This window comes from Oceanihabitans sp. IOP_32, from assembly GCF_009498295.1.
Classification (GTDB): Bacteria; Bacteroidota; Bacteroidia; order Flavobacteriales; family Flavobacteriaceae; genus Wocania; species Wocania indica.
Genome location: NZ_CP040813.1, coordinates 2,781,633 through 2,807,448 on the forward strand (window position 1 = coordinate 2,781,633; position 25,816 = coordinate 2,807,448).

Annotated in this window: 24 protein-coding genes and 1 tRNA gene; 11 read left to right on the top strand and 14 right to left on the bottom strand. The window is 34.3% G+C overall.

The window, feature by feature from the left end; genetic code table 11:
* Nucleotides 1-183 precede the first annotated feature (183 nt).
* Complete coding sequence (locus FEZ18_RS11610; protein WP_153268467.1) at nt 184-906, top strand: TrmH family RNA methyltransferase; 723 nt, start codon at nt 184-186, stop codon at nt 904-906.
* 16 nt (nt 907-922) lie between these two features.
* On the opposite strand, the gene FEZ18_RS11615 is transcribed toward FEZ18_RS11610, so the two are convergent.
* Together FEZ18_RS11615 and ubiE are read right to left on the bottom strand one after the other, a co-directional pair.
* Nucleotides 923-1,654, bottom strand: a complete 732-nt coding sequence (locus FEZ18_RS11615; RefSeq protein ID WP_153268468.1) for a porin family protein — start codon at nt 1,652-1,654, stop codon at nt 923-925.
* A 2-nt stretch (nt 1,655-1,656) separates the two neighbouring features.
* Nucleotides 1,657-2,385, bottom strand: coding sequence for a bifunctional demethylmenaquinone methyltransferase/2-methoxy-6-polyprenyl-1,4-benzoquinol methylase UbiE (gene ubiE / locus FEZ18_RS11620; protein ID WP_194269476.1), 729 nt, complete (start codon nt 2,383-2,385; stop codon nt 1,657-1,659).
* Between the two features lie 136 nt (nt 2,386-2,521).
* Here ubiE and trkA point away from each other — a divergent pair, with 136 nt between their 5' ends.
* Together trkA and FEZ18_RS11630 are read left to right on the top strand one after the other, a co-directional pair.
* Nucleotides 2,522-3,871 (top strand): Trk system potassium transporter TrkA, encoded by a 1,350-nt coding sequence (gene trkA, locus FEZ18_RS11625; RefSeq protein WP_153268469.1) that lies wholly within the window; start codon nt 2,522-2,524, stop codon nt 3,869-3,871.
* Nucleotides 3,872-3,883: 12 nt separating this feature from the next.
* Entirely contained in the window at nt 3,884-5,377 is a 1,494-nt protein-coding gene (locus tag FEZ18_RS11630) for a TrkH family potassium uptake protein (RefSeq protein ID WP_153268470.1), read from the top strand.
* A gap of 331 nt (nt 5,378-5,708) precedes the next feature.
* Here the strand turns inward: FEZ18_RS11630 and FEZ18_RS11635 are convergent, their stop codons facing one another.
* From FEZ18_RS11635 to FEZ18_RS11645, 3 genes are all read right to left on the bottom strand, one after another.
* Nucleotides 5,709-6,101, bottom strand: a complete 393-nt coding sequence (locus FEZ18_RS11635) for a hypothetical protein (RefSeq protein WP_153268471.1) — start codon at nt 6,099-6,101, stop codon at nt 5,709-5,711.
* Nucleotides 6,102-6,484: 383 nt separating this feature from the next.
* The gene (locus FEZ18_RS11640; protein ID WP_153268472.1) at nt 6,485-7,669 is read right to left on the bottom strand and encodes a pyridoxal phosphate-dependent aminotransferase; all 1,185 of its coding nucleotides are present in this window, start codon (nt 7,667-7,669) and stop codon (nt 6,485-6,487) included.
* A gap of 28 nt (nt 7,670-7,697) precedes the next feature.
* A complete protein-coding gene (locus FEZ18_RS11645) occupies nt 7,698-8,789 on the bottom strand; it encodes a fatty acid desaturase family protein (protein WP_153268473.1) in 1,092 nt (363 codons plus the stop codon).
* A 142-nt stretch (nt 8,790-8,931) separates the two neighbouring features.
* Between FEZ18_RS11645 and rsmG the strand changes: the two genes are divergently transcribed.
* Entirely contained in the window at nt 8,932-9,561 is a 630-nt protein-coding gene (gene rsmG, locus FEZ18_RS11650) for a 16S rRNA (guanine(527)-N(7))-methyltransferase RsmG (RefSeq protein ID WP_153268474.1), read from the top strand.
* Here the strand turns inward: rsmG and FEZ18_RS11655 are convergent.
* Nucleotides 9,558-10,520, bottom strand: a complete 963-nt coding sequence (locus FEZ18_RS11655) for a tetratricopeptide repeat protein (protein ID WP_153268475.1) — start codon at nt 10,518-10,520, stop codon at nt 9,558-9,560. The two genes, rsmG and FEZ18_RS11655, sit on opposite strands and share 4 nt — an antisense overlap.
* Nucleotides 10,521-10,760: 240 nt before the next feature.
* Between FEZ18_RS11655 and FEZ18_RS11660 the strand changes: the two genes are divergently transcribed.
* Together FEZ18_RS11660 and FEZ18_RS11665 are read left to right on the top strand one after the other, a co-directional pair.
* Nucleotides 10,761-11,186: a GNAT family N-acetyltransferase gene (locus FEZ18_RS11660; protein WP_153268476.1), complete on the top strand. Its 426-nt coding sequence runs from the start codon at nt 10,761-10,763 to the stop codon at nt 11,184-11,186.
* Between the two features lie 49 nt (nt 11,187-11,235).
* Nucleotides 11,236-11,308 (top strand) — tRNA-Gly (locus FEZ18_RS11665).
* A 32-nt stretch (nt 11,309-11,340) separates the two neighbouring features.
* On the opposite strand, the gene pepE is transcribed toward FEZ18_RS11665, so the two are convergent.
* Nucleotides 11,341-12,048 carry a dipeptidase PepE gene (gene pepE, locus FEZ18_RS11670; RefSeq protein WP_153268477.1) on the bottom strand — a complete coding sequence of 236 codons (708 nt, stop codon included), beginning with the start codon at nt 12,046-12,048 and terminating at the stop codon, nt 11,341-11,343.
* Nucleotides 12,049-12,293: 245 nt separating this feature from the next.
* Between pepE and FEZ18_RS11675 the strand changes: the two genes are divergently transcribed.
* From FEZ18_RS11675 to FEZ18_RS11695, 5 genes are all read left to right on the top strand, one after another.
* The gene (locus FEZ18_RS11675) at nt 12,294-13,106 is read left to right on the top strand and encodes a hypothetical protein (RefSeq protein WP_153268478.1); all 813 of its coding nucleotides are present in this window, start codon (nt 12,294-12,296) and stop codon (nt 13,104-13,106) included.
* A 132-nt stretch (nt 13,107-13,238) separates the two neighbouring features.
* Nucleotides 13,239-13,742, top strand: coding sequence for a DUF6702 family protein (locus FEZ18_RS11680; RefSeq protein ID WP_153268479.1), 504 nt, complete (start codon nt 13,239-13,241; stop codon nt 13,740-13,742).
* 79 nt (nt 13,743-13,821) lie between these two features.
* Nucleotides 13,822-16,125, top strand: coding sequence for a M1 family metallopeptidase (locus FEZ18_RS11685; RefSeq protein WP_153268480.1), 2,304 nt, complete (start codon nt 13,822-13,824; stop codon nt 16,123-16,125).
* Nucleotides 16,126-16,194: 69 nt separating this feature from the next.
* On the top strand, nt 16,195-16,482 hold the full coding sequence (locus FEZ18_RS11690; RefSeq protein WP_153268481.1) for a twin-arginine translocase TatA/TatE family subunit: 288 nt from the start codon (nt 16,195-16,197) through the stop codon (nt 16,480-16,482).
* Between the two features lie 133 nt (nt 16,483-16,615).
* Nucleotides 16,616-18,877, top strand: a complete 2,262-nt coding sequence (locus tag FEZ18_RS11695) for a response regulator (RefSeq protein ID WP_153268482.1) — start codon at nt 16,616-16,618, stop codon at nt 18,875-18,877.
* Nucleotides 18,878-18,904: 27 nt separating this feature from the next.
* On the opposite strand, the gene FEZ18_RS11700 is transcribed toward FEZ18_RS11695, so the two are convergent.
* From FEZ18_RS11700 to FEZ18_RS11730, 7 genes are all read right to left on the bottom strand, one after another.
* On the bottom strand, nt 18,905-19,549 hold the full coding sequence (locus FEZ18_RS11700) for an O-methyltransferase (protein WP_153268483.1): 645 nt from the start codon (nt 19,547-19,549) through the stop codon (nt 18,905-18,907).
* Between the two features lie 79 nt (nt 19,550-19,628).
* Nucleotides 19,629-20,711 carry an amidohydrolase family protein gene (locus tag FEZ18_RS11705; protein WP_153268484.1) on the bottom strand — a complete coding sequence of 361 codons (1,083 nt, stop codon included), beginning with the start codon at nt 20,709-20,711 and terminating at the stop codon, nt 19,629-19,631.
* Nucleotides 20,711-21,247: a 3-hydroxyanthranilate 3,4-dioxygenase gene (locus FEZ18_RS11710; protein WP_153268485.1), complete on the bottom strand. Its 537-nt coding sequence runs from the start codon at nt 21,245-21,247 to the stop codon at nt 20,711-20,713. Before FEZ18_RS11710 ends, FEZ18_RS11705 begins: the two co-directional genes overlap by 1 nt.
* A gap of 135 nt (nt 21,248-21,382) precedes the next feature.
* Complete coding sequence (locus FEZ18_RS11715) at nt 21,383-22,165, bottom strand: SDR family oxidoreductase (RefSeq protein WP_153268486.1); 783 nt, start codon at nt 22,163-22,165, stop codon at nt 21,383-21,385.
* Between the two features lie 81 nt (nt 22,166-22,246).
* Nucleotides 22,247-23,686: an aldehyde dehydrogenase gene (locus tag FEZ18_RS11720; protein WP_153268487.1), complete on the bottom strand. Its 1,440-nt coding sequence runs from the start codon at nt 23,684-23,686 to the stop codon at nt 22,247-22,249.
* A 28-nt stretch (nt 23,687-23,714) separates the two neighbouring features.
* The gene (locus tag FEZ18_RS11725) at nt 23,715-24,152 is read right to left on the bottom strand and encodes a RidA family protein (RefSeq protein ID WP_153268488.1); all 438 of its coding nucleotides are present in this window, start codon (nt 24,150-24,152) and stop codon (nt 23,715-23,717) included.
* A 57-nt stretch (nt 24,153-24,209) separates the two neighbouring features.
* Nucleotides 24,210-25,610, bottom strand: coding sequence for an FAD-dependent oxidoreductase (locus FEZ18_RS11730; protein WP_153268489.1), 1,401 nt, complete (start codon nt 25,608-25,610; stop codon nt 24,210-24,212).
* Nucleotides 25,611-25,816: the final 206 nt, after the last annotated feature.

Genomic DNA, 25,816 nt, shown 5'->3' on the forward strand with positions numbered 1-25,816 from the left:
CAAATTAACGATCAATTGTTAAGAAATGTTGTTCTGACTAACAAAAATAATGGCGCGATATAATATCTTCAAAAATACATTATTTCTGTAAAAATCTACCTAAATAAATGCAACGAGATGTGACTGTGTTAATATTTTTCATTTCTTTATCAAATTAAAAACTAACAATCAAAAAAAGATGGCATGCTCTCTAAAAACCAGATTAAATTAATAGCGCAGTTAAAGCAAAAAAAATATAGAATACAGCAGGGTTTTTTTGTGGTTGAAGGCTTAAAAACAATCCAAGAACTGCTGCAGTCTAACTTAAAGCTTCATGCATTATATACTACTGAAAGCTTCAATATTGATGCCAAACATGAAGTTTTAATTTCCGAAAGAGAACTAAAACGCATTAGTTTTCTTAGCACCCCTAACAAAGCGCTTGCAATTTTCGAAATACCAAAACCAAAACCTGTGAACATTAACGGATTAATTGTCGCCCTCGATGCCATTAGAGACCCCGGGAATTTGGGTACAATTATTAGACTTTGTGATTGGTTTGGAATAAAAGATTTGGTTTGTAGTAAAGAAACGGTTGATTGTTTTAACCCTAAAGTTGTACAGGCGACCATGGGGTCGATAACACGAGTTAATATAAATTATGTGGATTTGGTAGATTTCTTAAAAGAAACAGATTTACCTGTTTTTGGTGCCTTTATGGACGGTGAAACCATTTACACAAAGCAATTGCCAGAAAAAGGTGTGTTGGTTATGGGAAATGAAGCTAATGGGATATCGAAACCTGTTGAAACACTTATAAACGAAAAAATTTCAATCCCCAGATTTGGCGATTTACAAGCTACCGAAAGTTTAAATGTAGCCACAGCAACGGCCATTCTGTTAAGCGAGTTTAAGAGGCGAATATAAGATTTAAAATATAATTTTATTGAAACGTGAAATTAATAAAAATCCCACGTGTTTTCATGCTGGCAACATTACCAGTCCAAGGACTATTAGGGTCTTCGTCTCTAATAAGCTCATCGTTAATGGCAAAAAGACCTCGAATGGACGGCGTAAATTTAAAATTGTATAGGTATAGATCTATACCGAAACCCAGTTCGTAAAAAAACATGTTTTTTTTAGTTCTAAATTGTCCGTTGCTATTATCGTCTGGGTTATTTTCGTTACTCGATAAATTTAAAGCCGTAGAAAATCCGCCAACAATAAAAGGTTTGAAATTATTAATACGCTTTGTGGAGAATTTTACTAATAACGGAATGTGTATATAAGTAGATTTAACTTCCCTGGTTAAATCTGAATTATTTAAATCTGGAAAACCAGTAAAATAAGTTTGACTGTAATACAACTCACGATTGGTTATAATTAAACCAGGCTCTAAACGAAAATCTATAAAATCATTGAGTCTTAAATTTCCAATGAGACCGACACTAAAACCAGCGCTTTTTTTTACGTATATGTCGCGTAAATCCTCGTTGTAATCAAAATTAAAATCGTAGCTGTTTATCCCTAAAAAATATCCCCAACGCAATAAGTTGTTGTCTGTGCTTCCTCTTCCTGAATTGGCATCGTAGGTTACTTTTTCTCTATTAAAAAGCTGCGCATTACAAGTATGTACAGACAAAAAGAATATAAATAATAGGCTAAGGTATTTCATTTTTATTGTTTTGATGCTGTGTAGATCGTTGCCACGCCAAAAGTTTGTGGTAAATCTGTAACATTAATAAACCCGGTTTTTCTTAAAATATTGTTTAACGCTTCGCCGTAAGGGAAAGCAGATGCCGATTCGCATAAATATTTATAAGCACTTTTGTCTTTAGAAAAGATGCTACCAATAACAGGTAAAATGTTTTTAGTGTAAAAATTATAGCCTTGTTTATAAGGCGTTTTATTGGGCACAGAGGTTTCTAAAATTACAAAAAGACCATTTGGCTTTAATACGCGAAGTATTTCTTGTAAGCCTTTTTCAAGCGTTTCAAAATTTCGAACACCAAAGGCCACCGTTATGGCATCAAAAGTATTGTCCTTAAAAGGTATGTTTTCAGAGTCACCCAAAACCATCTCTATTTTTTGCTGTAAATTTTTAGTCTTTATCTTTTCTTTACCAATCTCTAACATCCCGCTACTAATGTCTAAGCCCACAATTTTACTAGCATTCGTTTCGGCAAGATTGATGGCTAAATCTCCCGTTCCTGTGGCAATATCTAAAATGGTATCGGGATTTTTCTCGGCAACAAGAGCAACTACTTTTTTACGCCATTTTATATCAATACCAAAGGAAATAACACGGTTTAAACCATCGTAATCACCAGAAATGGTGTCGAACATTTTTGTGACTTGTTCTTTTTTTCCTAAGGTACTCTCTTTATAAGGTTTTATTTTCGACAAATCTATAATTTTTATACAAAGATAATCTTTTACAAAAGCATTATGCAACAGCTAAGCAAATATTATATTGCTATTTATTAAGGTGTCAATATTATTTTTATAGTATCTTTGTTATACTTTTTATGATACACAAATAATGAAGATAATTATTGCTGGAGCAGGTGAAGTTGGATTTCATTTGGCAAAATTATTGTCTTACGAATCTCAAGAAATAACTTTAATAGACACTAATAAAGAAAGTCTCGCTTATGCCGATACACATCTGGACATAAAAGTTATTAAAGGTGATGCCACATCCATAGCTATTTTAAAAGACGCTCGCGTAGACAGTAGTGATTTGTTAATTAGCGTGACCTCCTCAGAAACGACTAATATTACCGTTTGCGTTTTAGCGAAACAATTAGGTTCTAAACGCACTATTGCAAGAATTTCGAATACCGAATTTATTAATCATAAAGATGAAGTTGGTTTTATTAAATTTGGAATTGACGAGCTTATATCTCCAGAAGCCTTGGCCGCTTCAGAAATTCAATTATCGCTAAAAACCTCTTCATTTGATGATAATTATGAGTTTGAAGAGGGCGCGTTAACGATGGCCGGTTTAACCTTGTCTAAAGAAGCCTCTTTTGTTGGAAAAAAGGTAAAGCAAGCGGCTTCAATTTTTCCGGAAATTCATTTTATGCCCATCGCCATACAACGCTCAGGAACGCATACTACAATTATTCCTAGAGGAAACACCTTGTTTAAAGAGGGCGATAATGTGGTGTTTATAACCTCTGAAGGTGGTGCAGAAGAGCTTTGTAAACTTACAGGAAAGGTAACCCGCGAGATAAAAAACGTTATGATTCTTGGCGGGAGTCAAATTGGTTACAAAACGGGAAGAGATTTATGTAAAAAAGGCTATAAAGTTAAGCTTTTAGAGAAAAATAAAGAACGAGCTTTCGATATTGCCGACGCCTTACCAAATGTATTGGTAATTAATACCGACGGAAGGAATGTGGATATTTTAGAGGAAGAAAATATTGGTGCTATGGATGCTTTTATTGCTGTGGGCGATAATTCTGAAACCAATATTATATCTTGTTTGGTCGCCAAGTCTAAAGGTGTAAAAAAAACGATCGCTTTAGTTGAAAATATGGATTATTTTGAGTTGTCTCAATCCATTGGTATTGATACCTTAATTAACAAAAAATTATTGGCTGCAAATAATATTTTTAGATACATACGAAAAGGCGAAGTCGTTGCCATGACCAAATTAAATAACATGAATGCCGAGTTATTGGAATTTGAAGTTAAGGAAACCTCTGTGATATGTAATAAAGTTATTAAAGACATTGATTTTCCTCGCTCAGCAATTATTGGCGGTGTTATTAGAGCAGGAGAGGGGTTAATTGCCCTAGGAGATTTTAAAATACAAAAAGGCGATCGCGTTGTGGTATGTAGTTTACTTAAATCTATAAAGAGTGTTGAAAAACTATTCCTCTAATAAAGCGTTTTAATGAAGCTGAACTATAAAATTATTTTTCATTTTTTTGGCTTACTTTTATTATTTAGTGGTGGGTTTATGTTACTCGCAACACTAATTAGCCTTGTCTATAACGACGGTGTTACGCAGGAGCTATTTTCTGCGGGTCTTGTTACGCTTATAGCTGGTGGCGTAGTCATGCTTTTTACCAAACGTCACAGAAAAGAAATGAATAAACGCGAAGGTTATATTGTGGTAACTTTCGGATGGATTATTATGGCCTTATCTGGTACACTACCATATATTTTTACTGCAAGTATTCCCAGTTTCACCAACGCTTTTTTCGAGACTATGTCTGGTTTTACTACTACAGGTGCCACCATTTTAAATGATATTGAAGCGGTCCCAAAGGGCGTGTTGTTTTGGCGTAGTTTAACCCATTGGATTGGCGGAATGGGTATTATTGTACTGGCCATTGCTATTTTGCCATTACTAGGCATAGGAGGGATGCAATTATTTGCTGCTGAAGCTCCAGGGCCAAACGCCGATAAATTACACCCGAGAATTACCGATACGGCGAAGCGTTTATGGCTTATTTATTTTGCCTATACAGCTGCCGAAACTATATTGTTACAAGTAGCAGGCATGTCGTTTTTCGATGCTGTTAACCATGCCTTATCCACCTTGTCAACAGGTGGTTTTTCTACAAAAAATGCAAGTGTGGCACATTGGAACAACCAACCTATTATTCAATATATTATTATTGTTTTTATGTTTTTGGCAGGCACAAATTTCGTGCTTAGCTATTTTGCTTTTAAAGGGAAGTTTCAAAAAATATTGCACGACGAAGAGTTTAAACTCTATTTTAAGTTTATAGCTATTTTTACAGCTATAGCCGCACTTATTATTTATTTTAAGGCCGATGTTTCGGTGTCATCTATTGCACATCCCATGGTGTGGGGAGAGGCTGAAAGTGCTTTTAGGCATGGTTTGTTTCAAGTTATCTCGGTAATAACAACAACAGGTTTTGTAACCGCAGATTTCACCTTGTGGACGCCTTTTTTGGTGGTGCTCTTTTTTGGTCTTATGTTTTTAGGAGGTTCGGCAGGGAGCACATCGGGAGGTGTAAAAGTGGTACGGCATTTATTGCTCATTAAAAACGGCTTTTTAGAATTTAAACGCACCTTGCATCCCAATGCGATTGTACCGGTGCGCTATAATACCAAATCCATTTCTGGCGATATTGTATTTAATGTATTGGGCTTTTTTATTTTGTATTTGTTGTCCTTTATAATTGGGGCTTTAGGGTTTTCTTTATTAGAGATCGATTTTCAATCTTCTATTGGCTTGGCGGCGTCAAGTTTAGGAAACGTGGGGCCAGCTTTGGGTGATTTTGGTCCTGTTAACAACTATGCAAATCTGCCAAGTGTTGGTAAATGGTGGTGTAGCTTTTTAATGCTTATTGGTCGTTTAGAACTCTTTACGGTGCTTATTTTATTTACGCCTTTCTTTTGGCGGAATAGGTAGGCTGTCTTGGTGTTTTTTTACTTAATATCTATTTCATTTAAATATGAAAATCGTTTGTTTTAGTTGTTATGCCGATGATGATTCTGTAATAAAAATTGATATTCAAGCAATGCATTGAGGGATGCTGGAATAATGGAAGTATTAATTTAATGTAGTTTAGTTTTATTGGCACGAGCGTGTCGCTCGCGCCAGTGGGTTGGCAATCTATGTAGGATAAAGATATACTGGAGTTCTATTCTTTTTTTTTGAATTCAGCAAAGACAACAAGCTAAACCTATGACATGGTTAGATTTAGTGTATCCTAAATTTCTTTATGTCAGCATTATTGTTTTTACTGTTTTGTAAAAACACTATCTGAGGGAGAATTTAGCCAACGAATCTCAGTATTAGAAACTTTTTCAAAATTATAAGTTTGGATAGAAGAGCCAATTGTTACTTCGATAGAATAATTAGAATCACTTATTTCCTGTGTCACATTAGTAGTTATTTCAGAACCTTCATATAGTTCTAGAGTATCTTTATGACAAGTTGCAGAGGTTAAGGCTATCAAACAAAAATCATTGGAAGAGAATTTATAGCCACTTGAAACAGGACTTCCTTCAAGCAACCATGTTCCCTGAATCCATGAAGGTGGCGTTATTTGATTTGCTTTATTACCGTCGTCAGAAGAAGAACAAGAGATTAATCCAATAAATAAAAGAGATAAAAGTAAGATTTTTTTCATAATAAAAATATTTGTGTTTAAATTGGTTTCTTAAGATTAGCTACAAACATATACAAAAAAGCTTACAAATTAATATTAATATTAAAAACAAAAAAAAACCAGTTAATTCATTAAAAACTAACTGGTTTTATATATTTCAATTCATTAATGTCCGACAAAAGACATAAGACCGCTTCGCTAATAGACATAAGAACCAAGACTTGATTCTAACTAACTGATAAACAGAAGTACTTTAAATTAACAAAATAGCTCCTTTAAATCCTAATAATTATTTCAAATAAGCAAGGTGACATTTTAAAAAATGTGCAAAGTTCTTAATTTTAAAAGGATTGACAGCATTTTAATATTTTTAATCGGACACTAGTGATTTCAATTATTACAGTCTAACTAAGCGCTTCTTTAATACGTTTTATCGCTTCTATAATCTGTTCTTGTGAGGCAGCGTAGGAGATGCGAATACAGTCAGGATTTCCAAAAGCTTCGCCGGTTACGGTGGCTACAAGGGCTTCTTCTAATAAATATAATGAAAAATCGGTAGCATTCTCTATGGTTTTACCACGTAATGTTTTTCCGAAGTAATGCGATACATTAGGGAACACATAAAATGCGCCTTCTGGGGTATTGGTTTTAAAGCCTTCAATATCGTTTAATAAATTTAAAATTAAATCTCGACGCACTTTAAACTCATCAATCATATATTGCACACGCGATGGCGGTTCGTTTAAAGCTGTAATTACAGCACGTTGCGCAATACAGTTTGTCCCACTGGTAATTTGGCCTTGCATTTTATTACAAGCACGAGCAATTTTTTCTGGAGCACCGATATAACCAACACGCCAACCCGTCATGGCAAATGCTTTAGACACACCATTTACAGTAATGGTACGATGGTACATATCATCAAATTGGGCCATACTGGCATGATCTGCCACATAGTTTATATGCTCGTAAATCTCGTCTGAAACCACATAGATATTCGGGTGTTTAATCAGTACATCGGCCAGGGCTCTTAACTCTTCTTTACTGTAAATAGAACCACTTGGGTTACAAGGTGAACTGTACCAAATCATTTTAGTTTTTGGTGTAATGGCGGCTTCAAGTTGCTCAGCTGTCATTTTAAAATCGTTCTCGATAGTCGTTTTCACTTCTACTGGAACACCATCATTTAGCTTTACAATATCAGAATAACTTACCCAGTACGGACAAGGTAAAATAACTTCGTCGCCAGCATTAAGCATCACGGCAGCAACATTGGCTAAACTCTGCTTGGCACCAGTAGAAACAACTATTTGGGGTAGGGTATAAGTCAAGTTGTTATCACGTTTAAACTTTGTTATAATGGCCTCTTTAAGTTCGACATACCCATCAACGGGAGAGTACGAGTTGTAATTATCATTAATGGCTTGTATCGCAGCTTCTTTAATAAAATCTGGTGTGTTAAAGTCTGGCTCGCCAAGACTTAAACCAATAATATCTTTGCCTTCACCTCTAAGCGTTCTAGCTTTAGCCGCCATGGCTAAAGTAGCAGAAGTAGCCATGTTTAAAATTCTGTCTGATAATAATTGCATGTAATCTATTTAAAAGTTGAATAAAAATTTAAGCTAAACTCGGTTTTTGTCCCAGTTCTTTTAACTGGTTGTAGTGTTCTGAAACGGCCTTCCAAAACGTGTTGTATTCGTTGTAAGGTAAGTTGAATTCCTTAGCAGTTTCTTTAACTATTTTTGCAATGTGTTTGTAATGCACATGGCTAATGTTAGAGTATAAATGGTGTTCTACCTGTCGGTTTAATCCGCCAGTGTAAAACTCTACAATCCAGCTTTTTGGCGAGAAATTTGAAGTGGTAAATAATTGATGAATAGCCCAAGTGTTCTTCATGTTACCGTCTTCATCTGGTAAAGGTGTTTCTGTGTTAGGCATGACGTGCGCTAATTGAAAAATAACACTTAAAATAATCCCCGCTGTATAATGCATGACTATAAAACCAATTAAAACGTGCCACCATACAAAACCTAAAGATAGCGGTAAAATAATCCACAAGGTATAATACACTATTTTACCAATAATTAGTTTAGTCCATTGGGTTGCTGGATTTGGGAATTTACCGTAAGCTAATTTTCTTTTTAAATATTTATAAGTTTGAATAAAATCTGTAGTAATTGCCCAATTCACAGTAAGTAATCCGTAAAGAAAAAACGCGTAGTATTTTTGATACTTATGGATTTTTAACCATTTGGCATGTTTTGAAAAACGTATAATTTTACCCGCATCAATATCTTCGTCATGGCCTTGAATATTCGTGTAGGTATGGTGTAATACATTGTGTTGTACTTTCCAGTTGTAGTCGTTTCCGGCTAAAATATAAATGCTACTTCCCATTAATTTATTAACCCATTTTTTACTAGAAAACGAGCCGTGATTCGCATCGTGCATTACATTCATGCCTACACCAGCCATACCTACGCCCACAACCATCATTAAAAGAAGTTGAACCCAAGCAGGGAGAGAAACCGTTAGTATAATTACCATTGGCGCTATGAGTAAGAAAAACATAACAAATGCTTTTATATAGAGTTCCCAATTTCCGGTGCGTTTTATATTGTTGTCTTTAAAATAACTATTAACACGTTTGTTTAATGTTTTAAAGAAGTTTGCGGGGTCTTTTCTGGAGAAAGAAATATTTTTTTTCATGCTATAATTGTTTAATATGATTGATAATCTATAAGATACATCATACTACTTACAAATATAAGTATAAACCAATGTAATTAATGCGGAGTTCATGCTAAAATATGTAATGAAATAGTATATTTTTGCAAAAAATTAACATTGTATGGAACTCATTTTAAAATACTTTCCAAACCTAAGCGTAGATCAAATTGAAAAATTCAAAAAATTAGAAACCTTATATAAAGACTGGAATTTAAAAATTAATGTAGTGTCCCGCAAAGATATAGACGAGTTGTATTTGCGCCATGTTTTGCATGCTTTGGCCATTGCAAAGGTCATAGAATTTAAACCAGGTACTCAGCTTTTAGATGTGGGTACTGGAGGCGGATTTCCAGGCATTCCACTAGCCATTTTATTTCCAGAGTGTTCTTTTCATTTGGTAGATAGTATTGCTAAAAAGCTAAAAGTAGTGAACGAGGTTGTTGAAGGCTTAGGTTTAACCAATGTAAAAACAACACATTCTAGGGTTGAGGAGATTAACGAACAATACGATTTTATTGTAAGCCGTGCTGTTGCAGCGATGCCCACTTTTGTGCATTGGGTAAAAGGTAAAATTGCTAAAAAACAAAATCACGATTTAAAAAATGGCATATTGTATTTAAAGGGAGGTGATTTAGCCGAAGAACTTAAAGACTACAAAACCGCTACCATTTACAATTTGAGTGACTATTATAATGAGCCATTTTTTGAAACTAAAAAACTGGTGCATTTACCTTTAAAGTACAAAGCCTAAATTTTAAGTATGCGATCAAGATTTTCTTTAAAAAAGTAAAACTGATGTATGTACCAAAACGTGTCTGTAAAAGATTCGACCGTAATTGGTTTTTCTGAGTCAACTGCTAAAACAGACCTAACCTTCTCTAAGTTTAACTTTGCATTTTTTAAGTCGTTAAGTTTATAATAGGTAAGTGCTAAGCCTAAAAGTGCTTCGTAATCTAAAGGGTTATTGTTAAGGGTAGTTGTAAAGTCTGAAATAGCCTCTTTATATTTTCCTAAAAGCAAATGCGCTGCGCCTCTATAAAAATGAGCTGAAACGTTATTGGTGTCAATAGTTATAGATTTATCAAAGTCATTTTTGGCAGCTTCAAAATAATTTATTTGCAATAAAGCGAGCCCTCGGCTGTAATAGGTGTTTGTATTTGGGTTTATTAAAATCGCGGTAGTAAAATCGGTCATAGCAAATTCGTATTTTTTTAGTTTTAAATACGCATTCGCACGATGTAAGTACAATTCAGAATGCTTAGGTGCAACTTTAATTAATGTGTTTATATCTGTTATTGAGCCTTGGTAATCCTCTAAAAAATATTTAGTAAGCGCTAAATTATACAAAGCGTCGTAAAACTCGGGATCAAGCTTAAACGCATGCTCATAATCGAGTTTAGCACCTTCGTAATCTTGTAAGCTAAACTTAGAATTACCCCTGTTAAAATAAGAATTGGGATCGGGATTAAAAACAATTATCTTCGAGTAATCCATAATGGCTCCAAAATAATCACCTATATCGTTTTTAGCAATACCACGGTGAAAATAAGCGTCGTAGTGTTTGGGTTCTAAGGCGATAACTTGCGTGAGCAACTCTATTTTCTCTTGAACATTGTCCGTTCTCAACGCCTTTCTGTATATTTTTTTAGCTTGACCAAAAGTTAAAACAGGCATTAAAACTATCAAACAAAGCAGATAAATTTTTTTCATTTTGTTTTTCCTCTAAAATTACAAAATTTTAAATAGATTTCTATGTCCCTTGTAATTCATCTGTTTTTCAAGTGCTTTAGGTTAAATATGCATACAGAATTTAGAAGCTTGAAGTTTTACAATATTAAAACTTGTACGCTGTCTTTTTCTTGGTTAATTGCCTCGATGATTTTTAATTTGAATGCCTTGTTTTAGTTGAACTCAAAAAAATAATTATATTCGTTTTCAAAAAATGAATTTATGGCCTTTCTGTTTAAAATTATTGACAAAAAAGATATTGATTTAGTGGTGCCTTTAATCCAAAAGTCGAACGATCATAAAATTCCCGAAGCGGTTTTAAAACAGCGTTTTGCCGAGATGGTGAATCAGAATTACGAGTGTGCGGGAATTTTTGACGGTGAAACCTTAATTGGTGTCTCAGGATTATGGTTTTGTACCCGGCATTACTCTGGAAAAAGCGTTGAACCCGATCATGTGTTTATTGAAGAGGACTATCGTGGTAAAGGTTTGGGTAAACAGCTTTTCGAGTGGATTTACAATTATGTCAAGCTAAAAGGTTGTGAGTCAATTGAGTTAAATACATATGTGAGTAATTACCCCTCTCATAAATTTTATCACAATGAGGGTTTTAAAATTCTAGGCTATCATTTTTTTAAAAAGTTGTAGAAATTGTTTGCAATTTATCTTTGAGATTGTATATATTTGCATCGCTAATGCGGGAGTAGCTCAGTTGGTAGAGCGTCAGCCTTCCAAGCTGAATGTCGCCAGTTCGAACCTGGTCTCCCGCTCTAAAAGGTCTCATTAAACATGAGGCCTTTTTTTATTTCAAATCGCTTAGTTGAGTGCCTGGATCCACCTCGTACGGTGGCCTATTATACTCGAAAATACGTGCTTTTAATGCGCCTTTTAAAATTATAGAATTATCTTTAACCCGCAGCCAACTTCCTTCGCGTAAACCAATTACTGGTGATGTGTTGTAATGGTGAAATTCTTTGATTCTAGTTTCTCTAGTTTCGCCCATGTGTTTACTATTTACATCGGGATCTAGATAATGAGGATTGATATTAAACGGTACCATTCCAATAGTATTAAAACTTGGTGGATATACAATAGGCATATCATTCGAGGTTTTCATTGTAAGTCCGCAAATATTACTACCAGCACTCGTACCCAAATAAGGTGTGCCGCTTAAAAGTTTTTCTTTTAGGGCGGGTATGATATTATGTTTATACAACGCGTTTACCAAAACAAATGTATTACCACCACCCGTAAAAATGGCTTCGGCATTATTAATAGCTTGAATAGGGTCTTTAAACGTATGAATGCCAATTACTTTTTTACCTATTTTTGAAAACGCGACTTGTGTTTTTTTTGTGTAATCGTCATGTGATATACCGCCTGGCCGCGCATACGGAATGAATAAAATATTGCTTACATCCTTATAAAATAAGGCCAATTCATCCATAAGATATTCTAAATAATCACTACCATGTAAGGTTGAAGTACTTGCTATTATTAAGTTTTTCATATTTTTTTTGTAAATTTAGTATCAGGTCTTAGTAAAGGGTTCATGTAGTGGTGAATCGAATTATTTTGTTTTATATATAATTTTTAACAGCATTTATGTAAATAAAAAATTAGCCTCGAACGCCACTTAAAACGTAAAAACTATTTAGGTAAAAGTAGCCAAAAGATCATTTTAACAAAAGTTTATCACGACATTTCATTTTATTTAAGATTTGAAAAACTTTCTTTATAACTAAAACAAACTTAGTGAAGCCTTTATTACTTCTTATTATATGCTTTTTTTCTTTTGATTTACTATGGAGTCAGAACAAAGACCGTGTCGAGATACAAGGCTTTATTTTTGCTGAAGATAACGATGTAGAAAACATTAGCATTTACAATTCCTCTTCTAACAAAGGCACCATTACAGACCAAAACGGCGAGTTTTCACTTCAAGTTTTGTTAAACGATGTCATTGAAATTTCAGCCTTGCAATTCACCCCTGTTACAGTGACTATTACCGAGGATATTATAGCGTCTAAACAAATAAAAGTTTATCTAAGCGAGCATTTTCATGAATTAAAAGCTGTTTTATTATCTAGTGGACTTACAGGAAATTTAATTGCCGATATCCATGATGCTGAAGCGTTACCCGAGTTAAATTTTGATATGGGGAATTTGGATGCTCTTAATTTTTTTGATGATAATGCTTTTAATAACCAAATTGTAAAACATGAATTAAATAAAGTGATGAATAAAGGTGGTCTTTATAATGGTGTAAATTTAGGGGCGGTGTTCGATTTAATATCTAACAATTTATTTAAGTTTAAGAATAAAAACCATGATAAAAATAAGCGTGTTAAGCATGAAAAACCTATCGAAATATTAGATGTTTATTCTCATGCAACCCTTAGCGATATCTGTAATATTCCAGTAAGTAAAGTTGAATTATTTATTGCTTTTATTGAAGCTAAAGGTGTTAAAGACGATTTGTATAAGCCAGAAAACGAGGTGTATTTAATTGATTTTCTGGTAAATCAAAGTAAAACATTTTTAAAGCTTAATAATATTAAAGATTAAATACGGGACCTGTAAATTTTTTTTAGAATGATTGACAAAAAATGACATTTACAATAAAATAACTTTAAAACTAAGAGGATTTCTTTATCAAAAAGTATTAAATATTTAATTTAGCAAAAAAAACATAGAAACATGAAGTATATAAAGATTTTTATATGGTGTTTAATAGTGCCTCTTTTTGCATTTAGCCCGCCTCATAAATACCACGTGAGTGTTACGCAAATAAATTATGTAAAAGAGGAAGCATCGGTACAAATTATATCTCGAATTTTTACAGACGATTTTGAGTATGCGTTGCGAAAACGTTACAACGATAGTATTACACTAGAAGGGAAAAACGAACCAGAAAGTACAGACAGCTTTGTGGAGCAATATTTAAACGACAAAATTAAAATTGAAATTAACAATAGTCCAGTTAAATTTAATTTTATTGGCAAAGCGTACGATGCCGATATTATGCGTTGTTATTTAGAAATTGAAAATGTTAAAACACTACATTCTATTAAAATTACGAACCAATTTTTATTTGATGTATTTGAAGAACAACAAAACATTGTAAAATTAGACATCAATTCAACTCAAAAAAGTTATTTATTTACGCGCCAGAAAGATTCGGCCGAACTAAATATTAATTAATTTTGATTAATCGTATTTTAAACAATTTAAAATCTAACGATATTACACCATTTAAAATCCAACTATAACCATTACAATCATGAAAAAACTAAGGTACTATCTATTGGCCGTAACACTTATATCGACAAGTGTTTTTGCTCAAAGTAAAGGCGAACAGGAACGTAAAACGGGGCATACAAACACCAATAAATTTAAGCAATTGTACGATGAGTTTTCTACACCAAATATGTATAGAGCGGCATCTGGTGCACCTGGCGTAGCTTATTATCAGCAACGGGCCGACTATAAAATGGATATTGTTTTAGACGACAAAAATGCAAGGTTATCAGGTTTTGAAACCATTACCTACACCAATAATTCTCCTGATGTTTTACAATATCTTTGGGTGCAATTAGATCAAAACCAACGGGCAAAAGATTCTAAGTCACCTTTAATTCAAAGCCGAGAATTGGCTCCCGTTTACACACCAGAAAAATTTGTGTCAACTCACATGAAAGCCCCTTTAGAACGCGGTTTTAACATTGAAAGCGTAACAGGAATAAATGGTAAACCATTAACGTATATGATTAATAGAACCATGATGCGTATAGAACTACCAGAAGCCATGAAATCTGGAGAGACCTTCTCGTTTTCTATTAAATGGTGGTACAATATCAATAATCATGTGGTTGAAGGCGGTCGCTCTGGTTACGAATATTTCCCAAAAGATGGCAATAAAGCTTATGTTATTGCACAATTTTTTCCAAGAATGGCCGTGTATAGCGATGTGGAAGGTTGGCAAAATTCACAATTTTGGGGTCGTGATGAATTTGCATTACCGTTTGGCGATTACGAGGTTAACATTACAGTGCCAGCCGATCACATTTTAGATGCTACTGGAAAATTGCTCAATAGAAAAGAAGTGTTTTCAAAAACCATGTTAAAACGATATGAGCAAGCCCAAAAGTCTTACAACGAGCCTGTTCTAATTGTTACTCAGGCTGAAGCCGAGGCGGCCGAGAAGAAATTCTCAAACAAAACAAAAACTTGGAAGTTTAAAGCAGAAAATGTGCGTGACTACGCTTTTGCAACATCTCGAAAATTTATTTGGGACATGATGGCGGTAAAAATTGGAGATAAAGATGTTATGGCTGCGTCTATGTATCCAAAAGAAGGCAACCCGTTGTGGGAAGAATGGTCTACCAAAGCCGTTGCAAGTACCTTAGAGACCTATTCTAGAATGACTTTCGATTATCCGTACCATAAAGCGATTTCGGTACATGCGAAAAGGCAAGGAATGGAATACCCGATGATTTGTTGGAATTTTGGCAGACCAGATGAAGAGGGTAATTATAGTGACCGTACAAAATACGGTATGATAGGCGTGATTATTCATGAAGTTGGCCATAACTACTTTCCGATGATTGTGAATAGTGATGAGCGTCAATGGACTTGGATGGACGAGGGTTTAAATACCTTCTTGCAATATGTCGCAGAACAAGATTTTGGAAAAAAACATCCAAAAGCCTTATCACCACAACACGATAACTTTCCTTCTCGTCGGGGTCCAGCACATTTAATTGTACCCTATATGGGCGGCAATCAAGATTATATTGCACCAATAATGACAAAAGGTCTCAATACCTATCAATTTGGTAATAATGCCTATGGCAAGCCAGCAACCGCTCTAAATATTTTGAGAGAAACTGTAATGGGACCCGAGTTGTTCGATTATGCCTTTAAAGTTTATGCCCAGCGTTGGATGTTTAAACACCCTACACCTGAAGATTTTTTTAGAACCATGGAAGATGCGTCGGCATTCGATTTAGACTGGTTTTGGAGAGGCTGGTTTTACACTACAGATTGGGTAGATATTGGGATTAAGGATGTTAAAAAATACTATGTATCGTCTAGCCCTAATCAATACATAAAAGATTATGTAAAAGAACAAGGAGAGTCTTTGAGTGATTTACCACCATTAGTTTATATGGTTGAAGAAGGAAGTGATGCGTTTAATAAAACCCAAATGAAAAATGGAACTCCAAAAGAAAATTCAATACCACTTAAAACGTATCTCATGGATAATTTCTCGCCAGAGGAACGAAAAAACATGAAAAATCCTAAGTTTTTCTATAATATTACTTTCGAAAAACCAGGCGGTTTGGTTATGCCTATACTCGTAGAGTATACCTATGCCGATGGTACAACTAAAACCGAAAAATATCCAGCGCAAATTTGGAGACTAAACGACAATGAAGTCAATAAAACGATTGCTTCAGATAAAGAGCTTGTTGGTATTAAAATCGACCCTAATTTACAAACAGCCGATGTCGATGTATCCAATAATTCTTGGCCAAGAGTTGTAGAAAAAAGTCAATTCGATAAATTTAAAGAAAGAAAATAAAATCACTAAAGCCAACTTTTTAATAGTTGGCTTTTTTTTTCTAACCAAAACACTTCCTATATTTGTAAAGTGATATTTCAATCTACATATTTGTTTATAAGCGGTGCCGAAATAGCATTTATACTATTTATTGCTATAATGGTTTTTGGTGCCGATAAATTACCTGAGATTGCTCGAGGTTTGGGTAAAGGTATGCGCACTCTTAAAGATGCAACCAATGATATTAAGCAAGAAATCACAAAAACAGCCGAAAAAAACGGCATCGATTCTAGCATAACTTCCGATGTTAAAAAAGAAATCGATAAAGTAAAAGACGATTTAGAAGACTTTACAGGCTCCGTGAAACGTAAATTTTAAGATTTCTGGGTATTATTTTTTTTATTTGTGAGAAATTTAGGCTTAAAAAATTATAATTCAAGTTAATAATAACATATCTTTAGCTGAATAAAATATAATTTGATAGAACCCCAAATCTAAGCCTGTCAAACACATGAGAAAAATCCTGCTTTTAAGTTTTCTTTTTGTTAACATATTTTCCTTTGCTCAGAACGACCGAGAGGTTATAAAAAAAATTGATGATTTAAATGCATCTGCTTTAATTCTCTACAACGACAAGCAGATAGTTGAGGCCTTTAAAGTGTTTAATAAAGCTAAAGCACTAGCAGATTCTATTGAAGACGATTATGGTGCGGCCACTGCAAATTTTAGTTTAGGTAATATTTATTATTTAATGCAAAATTATGAGTCTGCGAAAGTTCACTATGATTTAACCCTAGACGCTTTAAAAGGAATAAATGATTATTATTTAATTTCTGCTGCATATTTAAACCTAGCGAAGATTTTTAAAGAACAGAACAATTATGATGTAAGTGTTCGATATTTAAAAAAAGCACTTCAAAATTCTATTGTCGGTAGTGGTATGAGTGTTATCGATAAACAAAACGTTCAAAATATCTATTTTGAGTCTGGAATTAATCTTTGCGAATTATACATTGAAAACAACAAGCTAGATGAAGCTTTAATTAAGCTTTTAGAGTATGGTAATTACTTAAAAGTTAACGCTATAAAACCAAAATTAGAGAGTTATTATAACTTTGTTTACGGTATGTATTTTACAAAGAAAGCGTTTTATAATACCGCACGAGAAAAATTTGGTGAAGCCATTCTTTTATTAGAGCAAAATAATAAAGAAACGGATTTAGATTTAATGAGCAATATCTATATGCAATTATCCATTTCCTTCGCGAAATCGGGTAAAAACGAAGCAGCGTATACAGCTTTACTCGAACACATTAATTATCAAAATAAATTTTACAAAGAAGATAAAGATGCACGCGATTTAATTATTAAATCACAATTTTTAATAGAAGATTATAAAAATGAAGCGGAAACGGCAAATTATCAGAGACTCCAGCAATTAGAAATTGCGAATAAATTCAAGAAAATTAATATTGTAATTTTTATATCCTTATTGCTATTGGTGATTTCACTTTTGGTTATTTATAAAGGAGCCTATTCTAAAATAAAATTAAGTGATACTTTAAAGCAAAAGAATTTAGAATTGGAAATTGCAAAAGACAACGCCTTAAAAGCCTCAGAACTTAAAACTAAATTCATCTCTAACGTGTCTCATGAATTGAGAACACCGCTATACGGTGTAGTTGGTATAAGCACATTGTTGTTAAACGAGAAAAAAGACCTTAGTGAGCGCGATACAAAATACTTGGAATCACTTAAATATTCTGGCGACTATCTTTTAAATTTAGTTAACGACATCTTACAAATGAATAAAATAGAAGCTCAAAAAATAGAGTTAAAAAATGTCTCGGTTAATTTAAAAGCTTTGGCGCAGAGCATAACCGATTCTTTTGGTTATAAACTTCAAGAATCTGGCAATCAGATTAAAATTGCTATTGATGAAGGTGTTCCAGAATTCGTTAAAGTTGATAAAGTAAGAATCTCTCAGGTTCTAATTAATTTAATTGCAAATAGCATAAAGTTTACCCAGAGTGGTGTAATTAATTTAAGGATAAAATTATTAAAGTTGGGAGATAAAAAGGTGACCTTACGTTTTGAAGTTGAAGATGATGGCATAGGCGTTCCTAAAGATAAATTTAAAACTATTTTCAATAATTTTTCGCAATTGGGTAATGAAACAAATACGAGCTATCAAGGCACAGGACTAGGGCTTTCTATTACCAAAAGTATTGTGCAGTTATTGGGAAGCAAAATTGAGCTTGAAAGTGAAGTAGGACAGGGGGCTAAGTTTAGTTTTAATGTAGAATTGGAAATAGATAAAAAAAAGAAATCAATTTTAGATGCCAATAGGTTTAAAAAGATAGATGGCGATACCGACAGTAAGTTTAATATTTTGATTGCTGAAGATAATAAGATTAACCAGATTGTGACTAAAAATTTGTTAATTGGTCAAAATTACAGTTGTGAAGTTGTGAATAATGGTGCTGAAGCCGTCGAAAAGGTGAAATTAAATAATTATGATCTAATTTTAATGGATATAAATATGCCTAAAATGAATGGTTACGATGCCACGGCTGCAATTAGAGAATTTGATAAAGAAATACCCATTATTGCATTAACCGCGGCAGATGTAGAAGAGGTAATGCATAATTTTAAAACCATTGGGTTTAACGATATTATCACAAAACCTTTTGATAATTACGAGTTTTTTCAAACCATTGCTTTTCATATTGAAATAACAAATTATCGAAGAGGAAAAGCCGGTTTTTTATAATGTCGGTCTGTTTTGTCCTGTATTTGCTTAGAGTTTTCTGCTTATGGTGAGACCATCTCTAATAGGTAGTAAAACAGTTTCTATTCTTTTATCATTTTTAAGTAAAACATTGTATTCAATTAAAGCTGGAGTACAAGCGTCATTTTTTTTGAAAGAAGTTTCTAAAATTTTACCACTCCACAATACGTTATCAGATAAAATGACACCTCCAGTATTAAGTTTATCAATTACGGCATGGAAGTAGTTGGAATAATTCTCTTTATCGGCGTCTATAAAAACTAAATCGAACATTTTGTCCAATGTCGGTATAATATCTAAAGCATTGCCCAAATGCTGAAAAATTTGATGGCCGTAGTTAGATTTGTCAAAATATTTACGCTGAAAATCAACTAATTCTTCATTTTTATCAATGGTGTGTAATTCGCCGTTAGGCTGTATGCCTTCAGCTAAACACAATGCAGAATACCCTGTATAAGTACCAATTTCTAATATGTTTTTAGGGTTCACCAATTTAGAAATCATACTTAATAAGCGACCCTGGTAATGACCACTTAGCATTCGAGGTACTAATATTTTTTGATTGGTTTCTCTGTTGAGTTGCTGTAACAATTCGGGTTCGTTTTCTGAATGGTTTACAACATATTTGTCTATATCTTCTGGTATAAAATGCATATTTCTGTGTATTAAAATAAAGTAAGTACAGTTGTTTTTGGTTTTAGTCTACTCCCAATACGTTCTTTCGAGTTAAGTTTTAATTTAAAATTAGATTAACTAATTTTTCCTTGGCTATATCATCATCACCAAAGAGCCAACGCAAAACATTCGCTTCCCAAATGTCGTCATACTGTTCTTGGTTAATAATGTTTTTTTCTATGGCCAAATCTAATAATTTTCCTGGATAAGACGATTGGGCATCGCTTTCCATTTCTCCTAAAGGATAAGGGTCGTCTAATCCCATAATAACCTGATTTGAACCTTGTCGATCTATCATTAATTTTAAAGAATCGGTATCGTGTACTAAGGTATCAAAATAAATATTTGGATGTCCAACGGCTTTTCTTGGATGGTGTTTACCTTCAAATAAATCTGGTCTGCCATCAAAGCCCTGGATACGTCTGCCTAAATTCATTTGTGCCAGTTGCCCACCATGCGCAAAACAGGTTCTAATATTTGGGTAACGTTCTTGCATGCCGTTTAAAGTGTAAAAATGATAAGCATCACCACATTGTGCTAGCATCCAAATAAGATGAAAGCGCCACGCCGTGTTTTCTAAATTAATCATTTTATCACCATCGTAGGGGTGAATTTCTATGGCTAATTTGTATTTGTTTGCCAGTTCAAAAATGGCATCATTTTCTTTGTCGAAAACCGAACGCCATTGTCCGATGGAATCCATAAAATGCGTTGGTAAACACAACACTTTCATATCTAATTGTTCAACACAGCGTTCTATCTCCCATAGTGCGCCATGAATAAAACCTGGGTGTACTACAAAACCGCAGGTAAATTTAGCGGGATTGTCATGTTGCACTTTGGCGTTAAAATCATTTTGAAATCGCAAGGCTTTTTTCATATCTTCTAAACGTAATCCGTTGCCATAAAGCTGAGATAGATTTAAAACCACGGCATGGTCGAGCTTGTTTCTTTCCATCCATGCGATCTTTTCGTCTAGAAAAAAACTAGAGTGTGTCACAGGTCGTTTCCATCCTTTTTGCCACATGTGTTTACGCTCATCGTCTACCCAAAATATGTCTTTCTCCTTCATAAATTGTGGAATTTGTTCTGGGTAAGGTAGTAAATGGGAATGACCGTTTATACGAAGTTTGCGTTTCATTAATGTTCTAATTTAACTTGTTTTGGGGGTTGCATTACGGCACTGCAATTTGGGCATGTACGTTTGTTTTGGTCACTGTAATAATTGTCGAAAATTTTTGGCATATCGGTTTCAATATTGTGTAGCGTAAAATCTTCTTCATACAATTTGGTTGAGCAATTTTCACAAAACCAAAGCAAAGCGTCTTTTACATCTTTTTCTCTAGGATATTCAATAACTAAACCTACAGTATTTGCACCACGTTGTGGTGAATGTGGTACTTTTGGAGGTAGAAGAAAAATATCACCTTCTTTAATATGAATATCTTTTGGTGTCCCATTATCAATAATTTTTAAAACCATATCGCCTTCTAATTGATAGAAAAACTCTGGTGTTTCGTTATAATGATAATCTTTTCTGTTATTGGGGCCACCAACTACCATAACAATAAAATCGCCATCTTTCCAAACCACTTTATTACCCACAGGTGGTTTTAGTAAATGTCTGTTTTCTTCAATCCAAGCTTTGAAATTTATTGGCGGATATACTTTACTCATAAATAAACCCTACTTAAACTACCAAAAGGGCAGAAACTTAAACGGGTATTTAAGTTTTATTAATCTATTGTCTCTGACTTAAAGATAAGATATTCTGAGTAATTTTTATGGTGTTTTATGAAGCTTAAGATATTTTTAAAGACTTTTAGTGCGACCACCATCAACAGGAAGGTTAATTCCGTTAACATAACCAGCTGTTTCACTAGCTAAAAAAGTTATAACGTTTGCGGTTTCTTCAGGTTTGGCGAAACGTTTAGCAGGGGTGTAGTTTTTCATTATTTCTGTCATTTCCTCGATACTTCTTTCTTCTTGCGCCGCTTTAATTTTTATAATGTCATTTAAACGCTCGGTTTCTGTAAAGCCGGGTAATACATTGTTTACAGTAATGCCAAAAGCAGCAACTTCGCTAGCTAAAGTCTTACTCCAATTGCCAACCGCTCCTCTTATGGTATTACTCACGCCTAAACCAGGAATGGGCTCTTTTACCGAAGTAGAGATGATATTAATAATTCTACCAAAACCCACTTCTTTCATAAACGGAATAGTGGCTTGTGCTAAAACGTGATTGCATTTTAAATGCTGGGTAAAGGCATTGACAAATTCTTCGAGCGCGGCTGTTAAAATGGCACCACTTCTTGGCCCCCCAGTATTGTTAACGAGGATATGAAATCCGTGATTTTTTTCAATAAATTTTATAACTTTTTCTTGTAAATCTCGTGGGTTAGAGAAATCGGCAACAATATAACTGTGGTTTCCCTGTTGAGGTAACTCTGCTAAAACCGTTTTTAGTTTCTCTCTGTTTCTTGCTACTAAGGTGACATTTGCACCTTGGGTGGCTAAGGCCATTGCGGTGGCCTTTCCAATGCCTTGTGTGCTACCGCAAACTAAGGCGTTTTTATTGTTTAAATTAAGGTTCATATTTTTTATGTCCCACAACGGTAGGAATCGTTTTAATTAATAATTGAGTTTCAATTTATAACATTCTCCGCTTTACGGAAACTAGTATTTTATGCATATATTTTTAGCTTCAGTAAAAAAACGTAAAGCTTCAAATCCGCCTTCACGACCAAGTCCTGAGGCTTTAGTACCGCCAAAAGGCGTTCGTAAATCCCGAAGCATCCAAGTGTTTACCCAAACTAGTCCCACTTGTAGTTGGTTGCTTATTCGAATGCTGCGTTTTAAGTTGTTAGTCCACAATGTTGCCGATAAGCCGTACTTTGTCGTATTAGCCATTTGTAAAACCTCATCTTCTGTATTAAATGGCATAATACTAACAACAGGTCCAAATACTTCTTCTTGATTTATGGTGCATGTATTGGTTTTAACCTCAATAATGGTGGGTTCAAAGTAATATCCGTTTTCAAAATTCTCGACTGTAAATTCATTTCCGCCACATAAAACAACACCGTTTTCTTCTTTCGCAATGGTAATATAGTTTTTTATTTTTTCGAGCTGTGATTTAGAAACTAGGGCTCCAATTTGGGTGTCGCTTTTCGAGGGATGCCCTATTTTGAGCTGTTTGGTTTTTTCAACAAAATCTTTCTTAAATTTCTCATAAATTGAAGACTCAATAAAAATACGACTTCCACATAAACATATTTGGCCTTGATTTGCAAATGAGGAACGAATGGTAGTCTCTAACATATCGTTATAATCACAATCATCAAAGATGATATTAGGATTTTTACCGCCAAGTTCTAAGGATAACTTCTTAAACATGGGAGCCGCAATTTTTGCAATATGAGCCCCTGTTGTTGTGCCGCCCGTAAAACTAATGGCTTCAATATCTGGATGCTCAATAATGGCTTGTCCTGTTGTTTTTCCTAGACCGTGAACAATGTTTAGTACACCTTTTGGTAAGCCGGCCTCCTTACAAATTTCGCCTAATAAATAGGCTGTCATTGGAGTAATTTCGCTAGGTTTGGCCACTACACAATTTCCAGCAGCAATGGCTGGTGCGATTTTCCAAGTAAAAAGATAGAGTGGGAGATTCCAAGGAGAAATACAGCCCACAACCCCAATAGGTTGTCGTAATGTATAGTTTATGGCTTGATGCCCAACGCTCTCGTGACTTTCACTAGAGTATTGCGTAATAGCATTTGCAAAAAATCTAAAATTGCTGGCCGCTCTTGGTATATCGACCGTTTGAGCTAAGTTAATAGGTTTGCCATTGTCTATGCTTTCGGCTTCTGCAAAGCGTTGTAAATGAGTTTCTAATAACTCTGAGATTTTAATTAATATTCTACTGCGTTCCTCCAGTGTGGTTTGGGACCATGTTGGAAAAGCAGACTTTGCAGCGATGTATGCATTATCTACGTCTGCTTTTGTAGAATTTGGTAATTTTCCATAAACTTCTCCGTTTGCAGGATTGTAGTTGTCTAGCCACTTATTAGATACAGAGGGTAAAAACTGACCGTTTATGAAGTTTTGGATTTCCATGGGATCGATTTTGTTTTTACAAGTTATATCATGATTTTGGCTTATAAGCCATTACTTTAATCTCCACAACCAAATCTGGATGTGGTAATTGGTGCACTGCAACCGTGGTTCTTGCAGGGCCAGTTTCGGCGTTAAAAAATTCAGCGTAAGCTTTGTTGTATCCCGCAAAATCGTTCATGTTTACCAAAAAACTGGTAACATCGACAATATCTTTTAAGGTAGCGCCTTCTTGAGCTAGATTTTTTTCAATGTTGAGTATAACTTCACGAGTTTGTACTTCAATATTTAAACGTTTGGTACCCATGTTGTCAATAATCTCTACACCAGCAATGGTATTATCTGCACGACGAGCACTAGTGCCCGATACAAATATAAAATCGCCCACGCGCTTGGTGTGTGGGTAAGCTCCTCTTGGGGTTACTTTAGTGCTTGTTGAAACTGGAATCTCATTTTTTTTTCTATTCATTTTTAATGATTTTTTTAATGATTTTTTGCCTTGATACAAAACGAACCAAATCAACTTTTATCTTATTCTCGCAATTCTATCGTCCTCTAAAATCGCTTCGGTTTCTTGTTTTACTTGCTCTAAAATAATTTTTAAATCGTCTTTTAAGTTTATCTTCTTATCAGATAACAAATTCAAAATGGCCTTATCTTGGGCACGTCCTGTGAGCATGGCTTCACGATATCCAATATTTTCATTAAAAGTTACTAAGGCATATTTAGACTCGTATTCATTCGGAAAATTTTCCTCTAAGGCAATTTCTAATTTACGCTTTTCTTGGAATATAGGGTTTGCGGTGTGCGCTTTCATTTCATGGAAATTATCAATGGCTAAATCTGCTATGGCATCGGTATCTTTTTTACGAATTTTCTCATAAGTTGAAAACACGGCTTCCCAAGTGTTTAAATTTTTGTCTAGAACCTTGTCAAATTCTACAACATCTTCAAAGGAGGCATTCATCCCTTGGCCGTAAAACGGTACAATGGCATGAGCCGCATCACCCATTAAAAGCGTGTTGCCTTTATAGTGCCATGGCGAACATTTTACAGTGCCTAAAGGTGCTGTTGGATTTTTAAAGAAATCGTCCACTAAATTTGGCATTAAAGCTAAGGCATCTGGAAATTCTTTTTTAAAAAACTCAAGTACAATAGCTTCGTTTGTTAAATTGTTAAAGTTATATGCGCCTTCACTATAACTTAAAAATAAGGTAACCGTAAAACTGCCATCTAAATTGGGTAGGGCGATGAGCATAAAATCACCACGAGGCCAAATGTGTAAAGCGTTTTTATAGGTTTTATAGTCGCCATCTTGAGTGGGAAGAATGCTTAGCTCTTTGTAGCCGTGTGTTAAATAATCTTGAGAAAAACTAAATAAAAACTTTTTACTTAAATAATAGCTTTTGCGAAGTACAGAACCAGCGCCATCTGTCGCTAAGATGATGTTGGCATTTGCTGTAAACTCCTCTTTAGTGTAATAATCTTGAAATAACGCCGAGGGGTTCTCAAAGTCAACCGACTTGCATTTTTTATTAAAATGAATGGAAACATTTTCATGTTTTTCAGCTTCGGTTAAAAGTAAAGCATTAAGGTCGCCACGAGAAATGGAGTTTATGTATTCGTGGTTTCGACCGCTATAATTAGATAAATGTGTATGTCCATCTTTATTGTGAATCATTCTGCCATACATAGGAATACAAAGTGCTTTGACTTGCGTTTCTAGACCCACTAATTTCATGGCTTTGTTACCGCGATCTGAAAATGCTAAATTTATAGATCGCCCTGCAGAAATATCGGTTTTACGTAAATCTGGGCGCATTTCATATACGGTAACTTTAAAACCTCTTTGCGCTAAGCGAAGGGCTAGGAGAGAACCACAGAGACCGGCACCTATTATTAGTATGTTTTGTTGTTTGTCTTTCATTTTTTATTCCTGCAAATATTGGAGTCTTACAGTTTTAAGACTTTTAATTTTATTTTGATGAAGCAGAAATTACGACTCTCGAATTTCTAAGCATTCAATTTTTTTTAAGATTTTTTGCTTTATATATGACAAAAACTTCAAATAAAAACACAAAACGGCCATATTCAATATGTTGCAGTTTGCACGTTATCCAGACCTAAAAATTC

Coding starts and splice junctions, on each gene's coding strand:
- FEZ18_RS11630 (WP_153268470.1), top strand. CDS start 3,884: ATGAAGCTGAACTATAAAATTATTTTTCATTTTTTTGGCTTACTTTTA.
- FEZ18_RS11615 (WP_153268468.1), bottom strand. CDS start 1,654: ATGAAATACCTTAGCCTATTATTTATATTCTTTTTGTCTGTACATACT.
- rsmG (WP_153268474.1), top strand. CDS start 8,932: ATGGAACTCATTTTAAAATACTTTCCAAACCTAAGCGTAGATCAAATT.
- FEZ18_RS11660 (WP_153268476.1), top strand. CDS start 10,761: ATGGCCTTTCTGTTTAAAATTATTGACAAAAAAGATATTGATTTAGTG.
- FEZ18_RS11695 (WP_153268482.1), top strand. CDS start 16,616: ATGAGAAAAATCCTGCTTTTAAGTTTTCTTTTTGTTAACATATTTTCC.
- FEZ18_RS11635 (WP_153268471.1), bottom strand. CDS start 6,101: ATGAAAAAAATCTTACTTTTATCTCTTTTATTTATTGGATTAATCTCT.
- FEZ18_RS11700 (WP_153268483.1), bottom strand. CDS start 19,549: ATGCATTTTATACCAGAAGATATAGACAAATATGTTGTAAACCATTCA.
- FEZ18_RS11680 (WP_153268479.1), top strand. CDS start 13,239: ATGAAGTATATAAAGATTTTTATATGGTGTTTAATAGTGCCTCTTTTT.
- FEZ18_RS11685 (WP_153268480.1), top strand. CDS start 13,822: ATGAAAAAACTAAGGTACTATCTATTGGCCGTAACACTTATATCGACA.
- FEZ18_RS11715 (WP_153268486.1), bottom strand. CDS start 22,165: ATGAACCTTAATTTAAACAATAAAAACGCCTTAGTTTGCGGTAGCACA.
- FEZ18_RS11705 (WP_153268484.1), bottom strand. CDS start 20,711: ATGAAACGCAAACTTCGTATAAACGGTCATTCCCATTTACTACCTTAC.
- FEZ18_RS11710 (WP_153268485.1), bottom strand. CDS start 21,247: ATGAGTAAAGTATATCCGCCAATAAATTTCAAAGCTTGGATTGAAGAA.
- FEZ18_RS11730 (WP_153268489.1), bottom strand. CDS start 25,610: ATGAAAGACAAACAACAAAACATACTAATAATAGGTGCCGGTCTCTGT.
- trkA (WP_153268469.1), top strand. CDS start 2,522: ATGAAGATAATTATTGCTGGAGCAGGTGAAGTTGGATTTCATTTGGCA.
- FEZ18_RS11720 (WP_153268487.1), bottom strand. CDS start 23,686: ATGGAAATCCAAAACTTCATAAACGGTCAGTTTTTACCCTCTGTATCT.
- FEZ18_RS11655 (WP_153268475.1), bottom strand. CDS start 10,520: ATGAAAAAAATTTATCTGCTTTGTTTGATAGTTTTAATGCCTGTTTTA.
- FEZ18_RS11610 (WP_153268467.1), top strand. CDS start 184: ATGCTCTCTAAAAACCAGATTAAATTAATAGCGCAGTTAAAGCAAAAA.
- pepE (WP_153268477.1), bottom strand. CDS start 12,048: ATGAAAAACTTAATAATAGCAAGTACTTCAACCTTACATGGTAGTGAT.
- FEZ18_RS11645 (WP_153268473.1), bottom strand. CDS start 8,789: ATGAAAAAAAATATTTCTTTCTCCAGAAAAGACCCCGCAAACTTCTTT.
- FEZ18_RS11725 (WP_153268488.1), bottom strand. CDS start 24,152: ATGAATAGAAAAAAAAATGAGATTCCAGTTTCAACAAGCACTAAAGTA.
- FEZ18_RS11640 (WP_153268472.1), bottom strand. CDS start 7,669: ATGCAATTATTATCAGACAGAATTTTAAACATGGCTACTTCTGCTACT.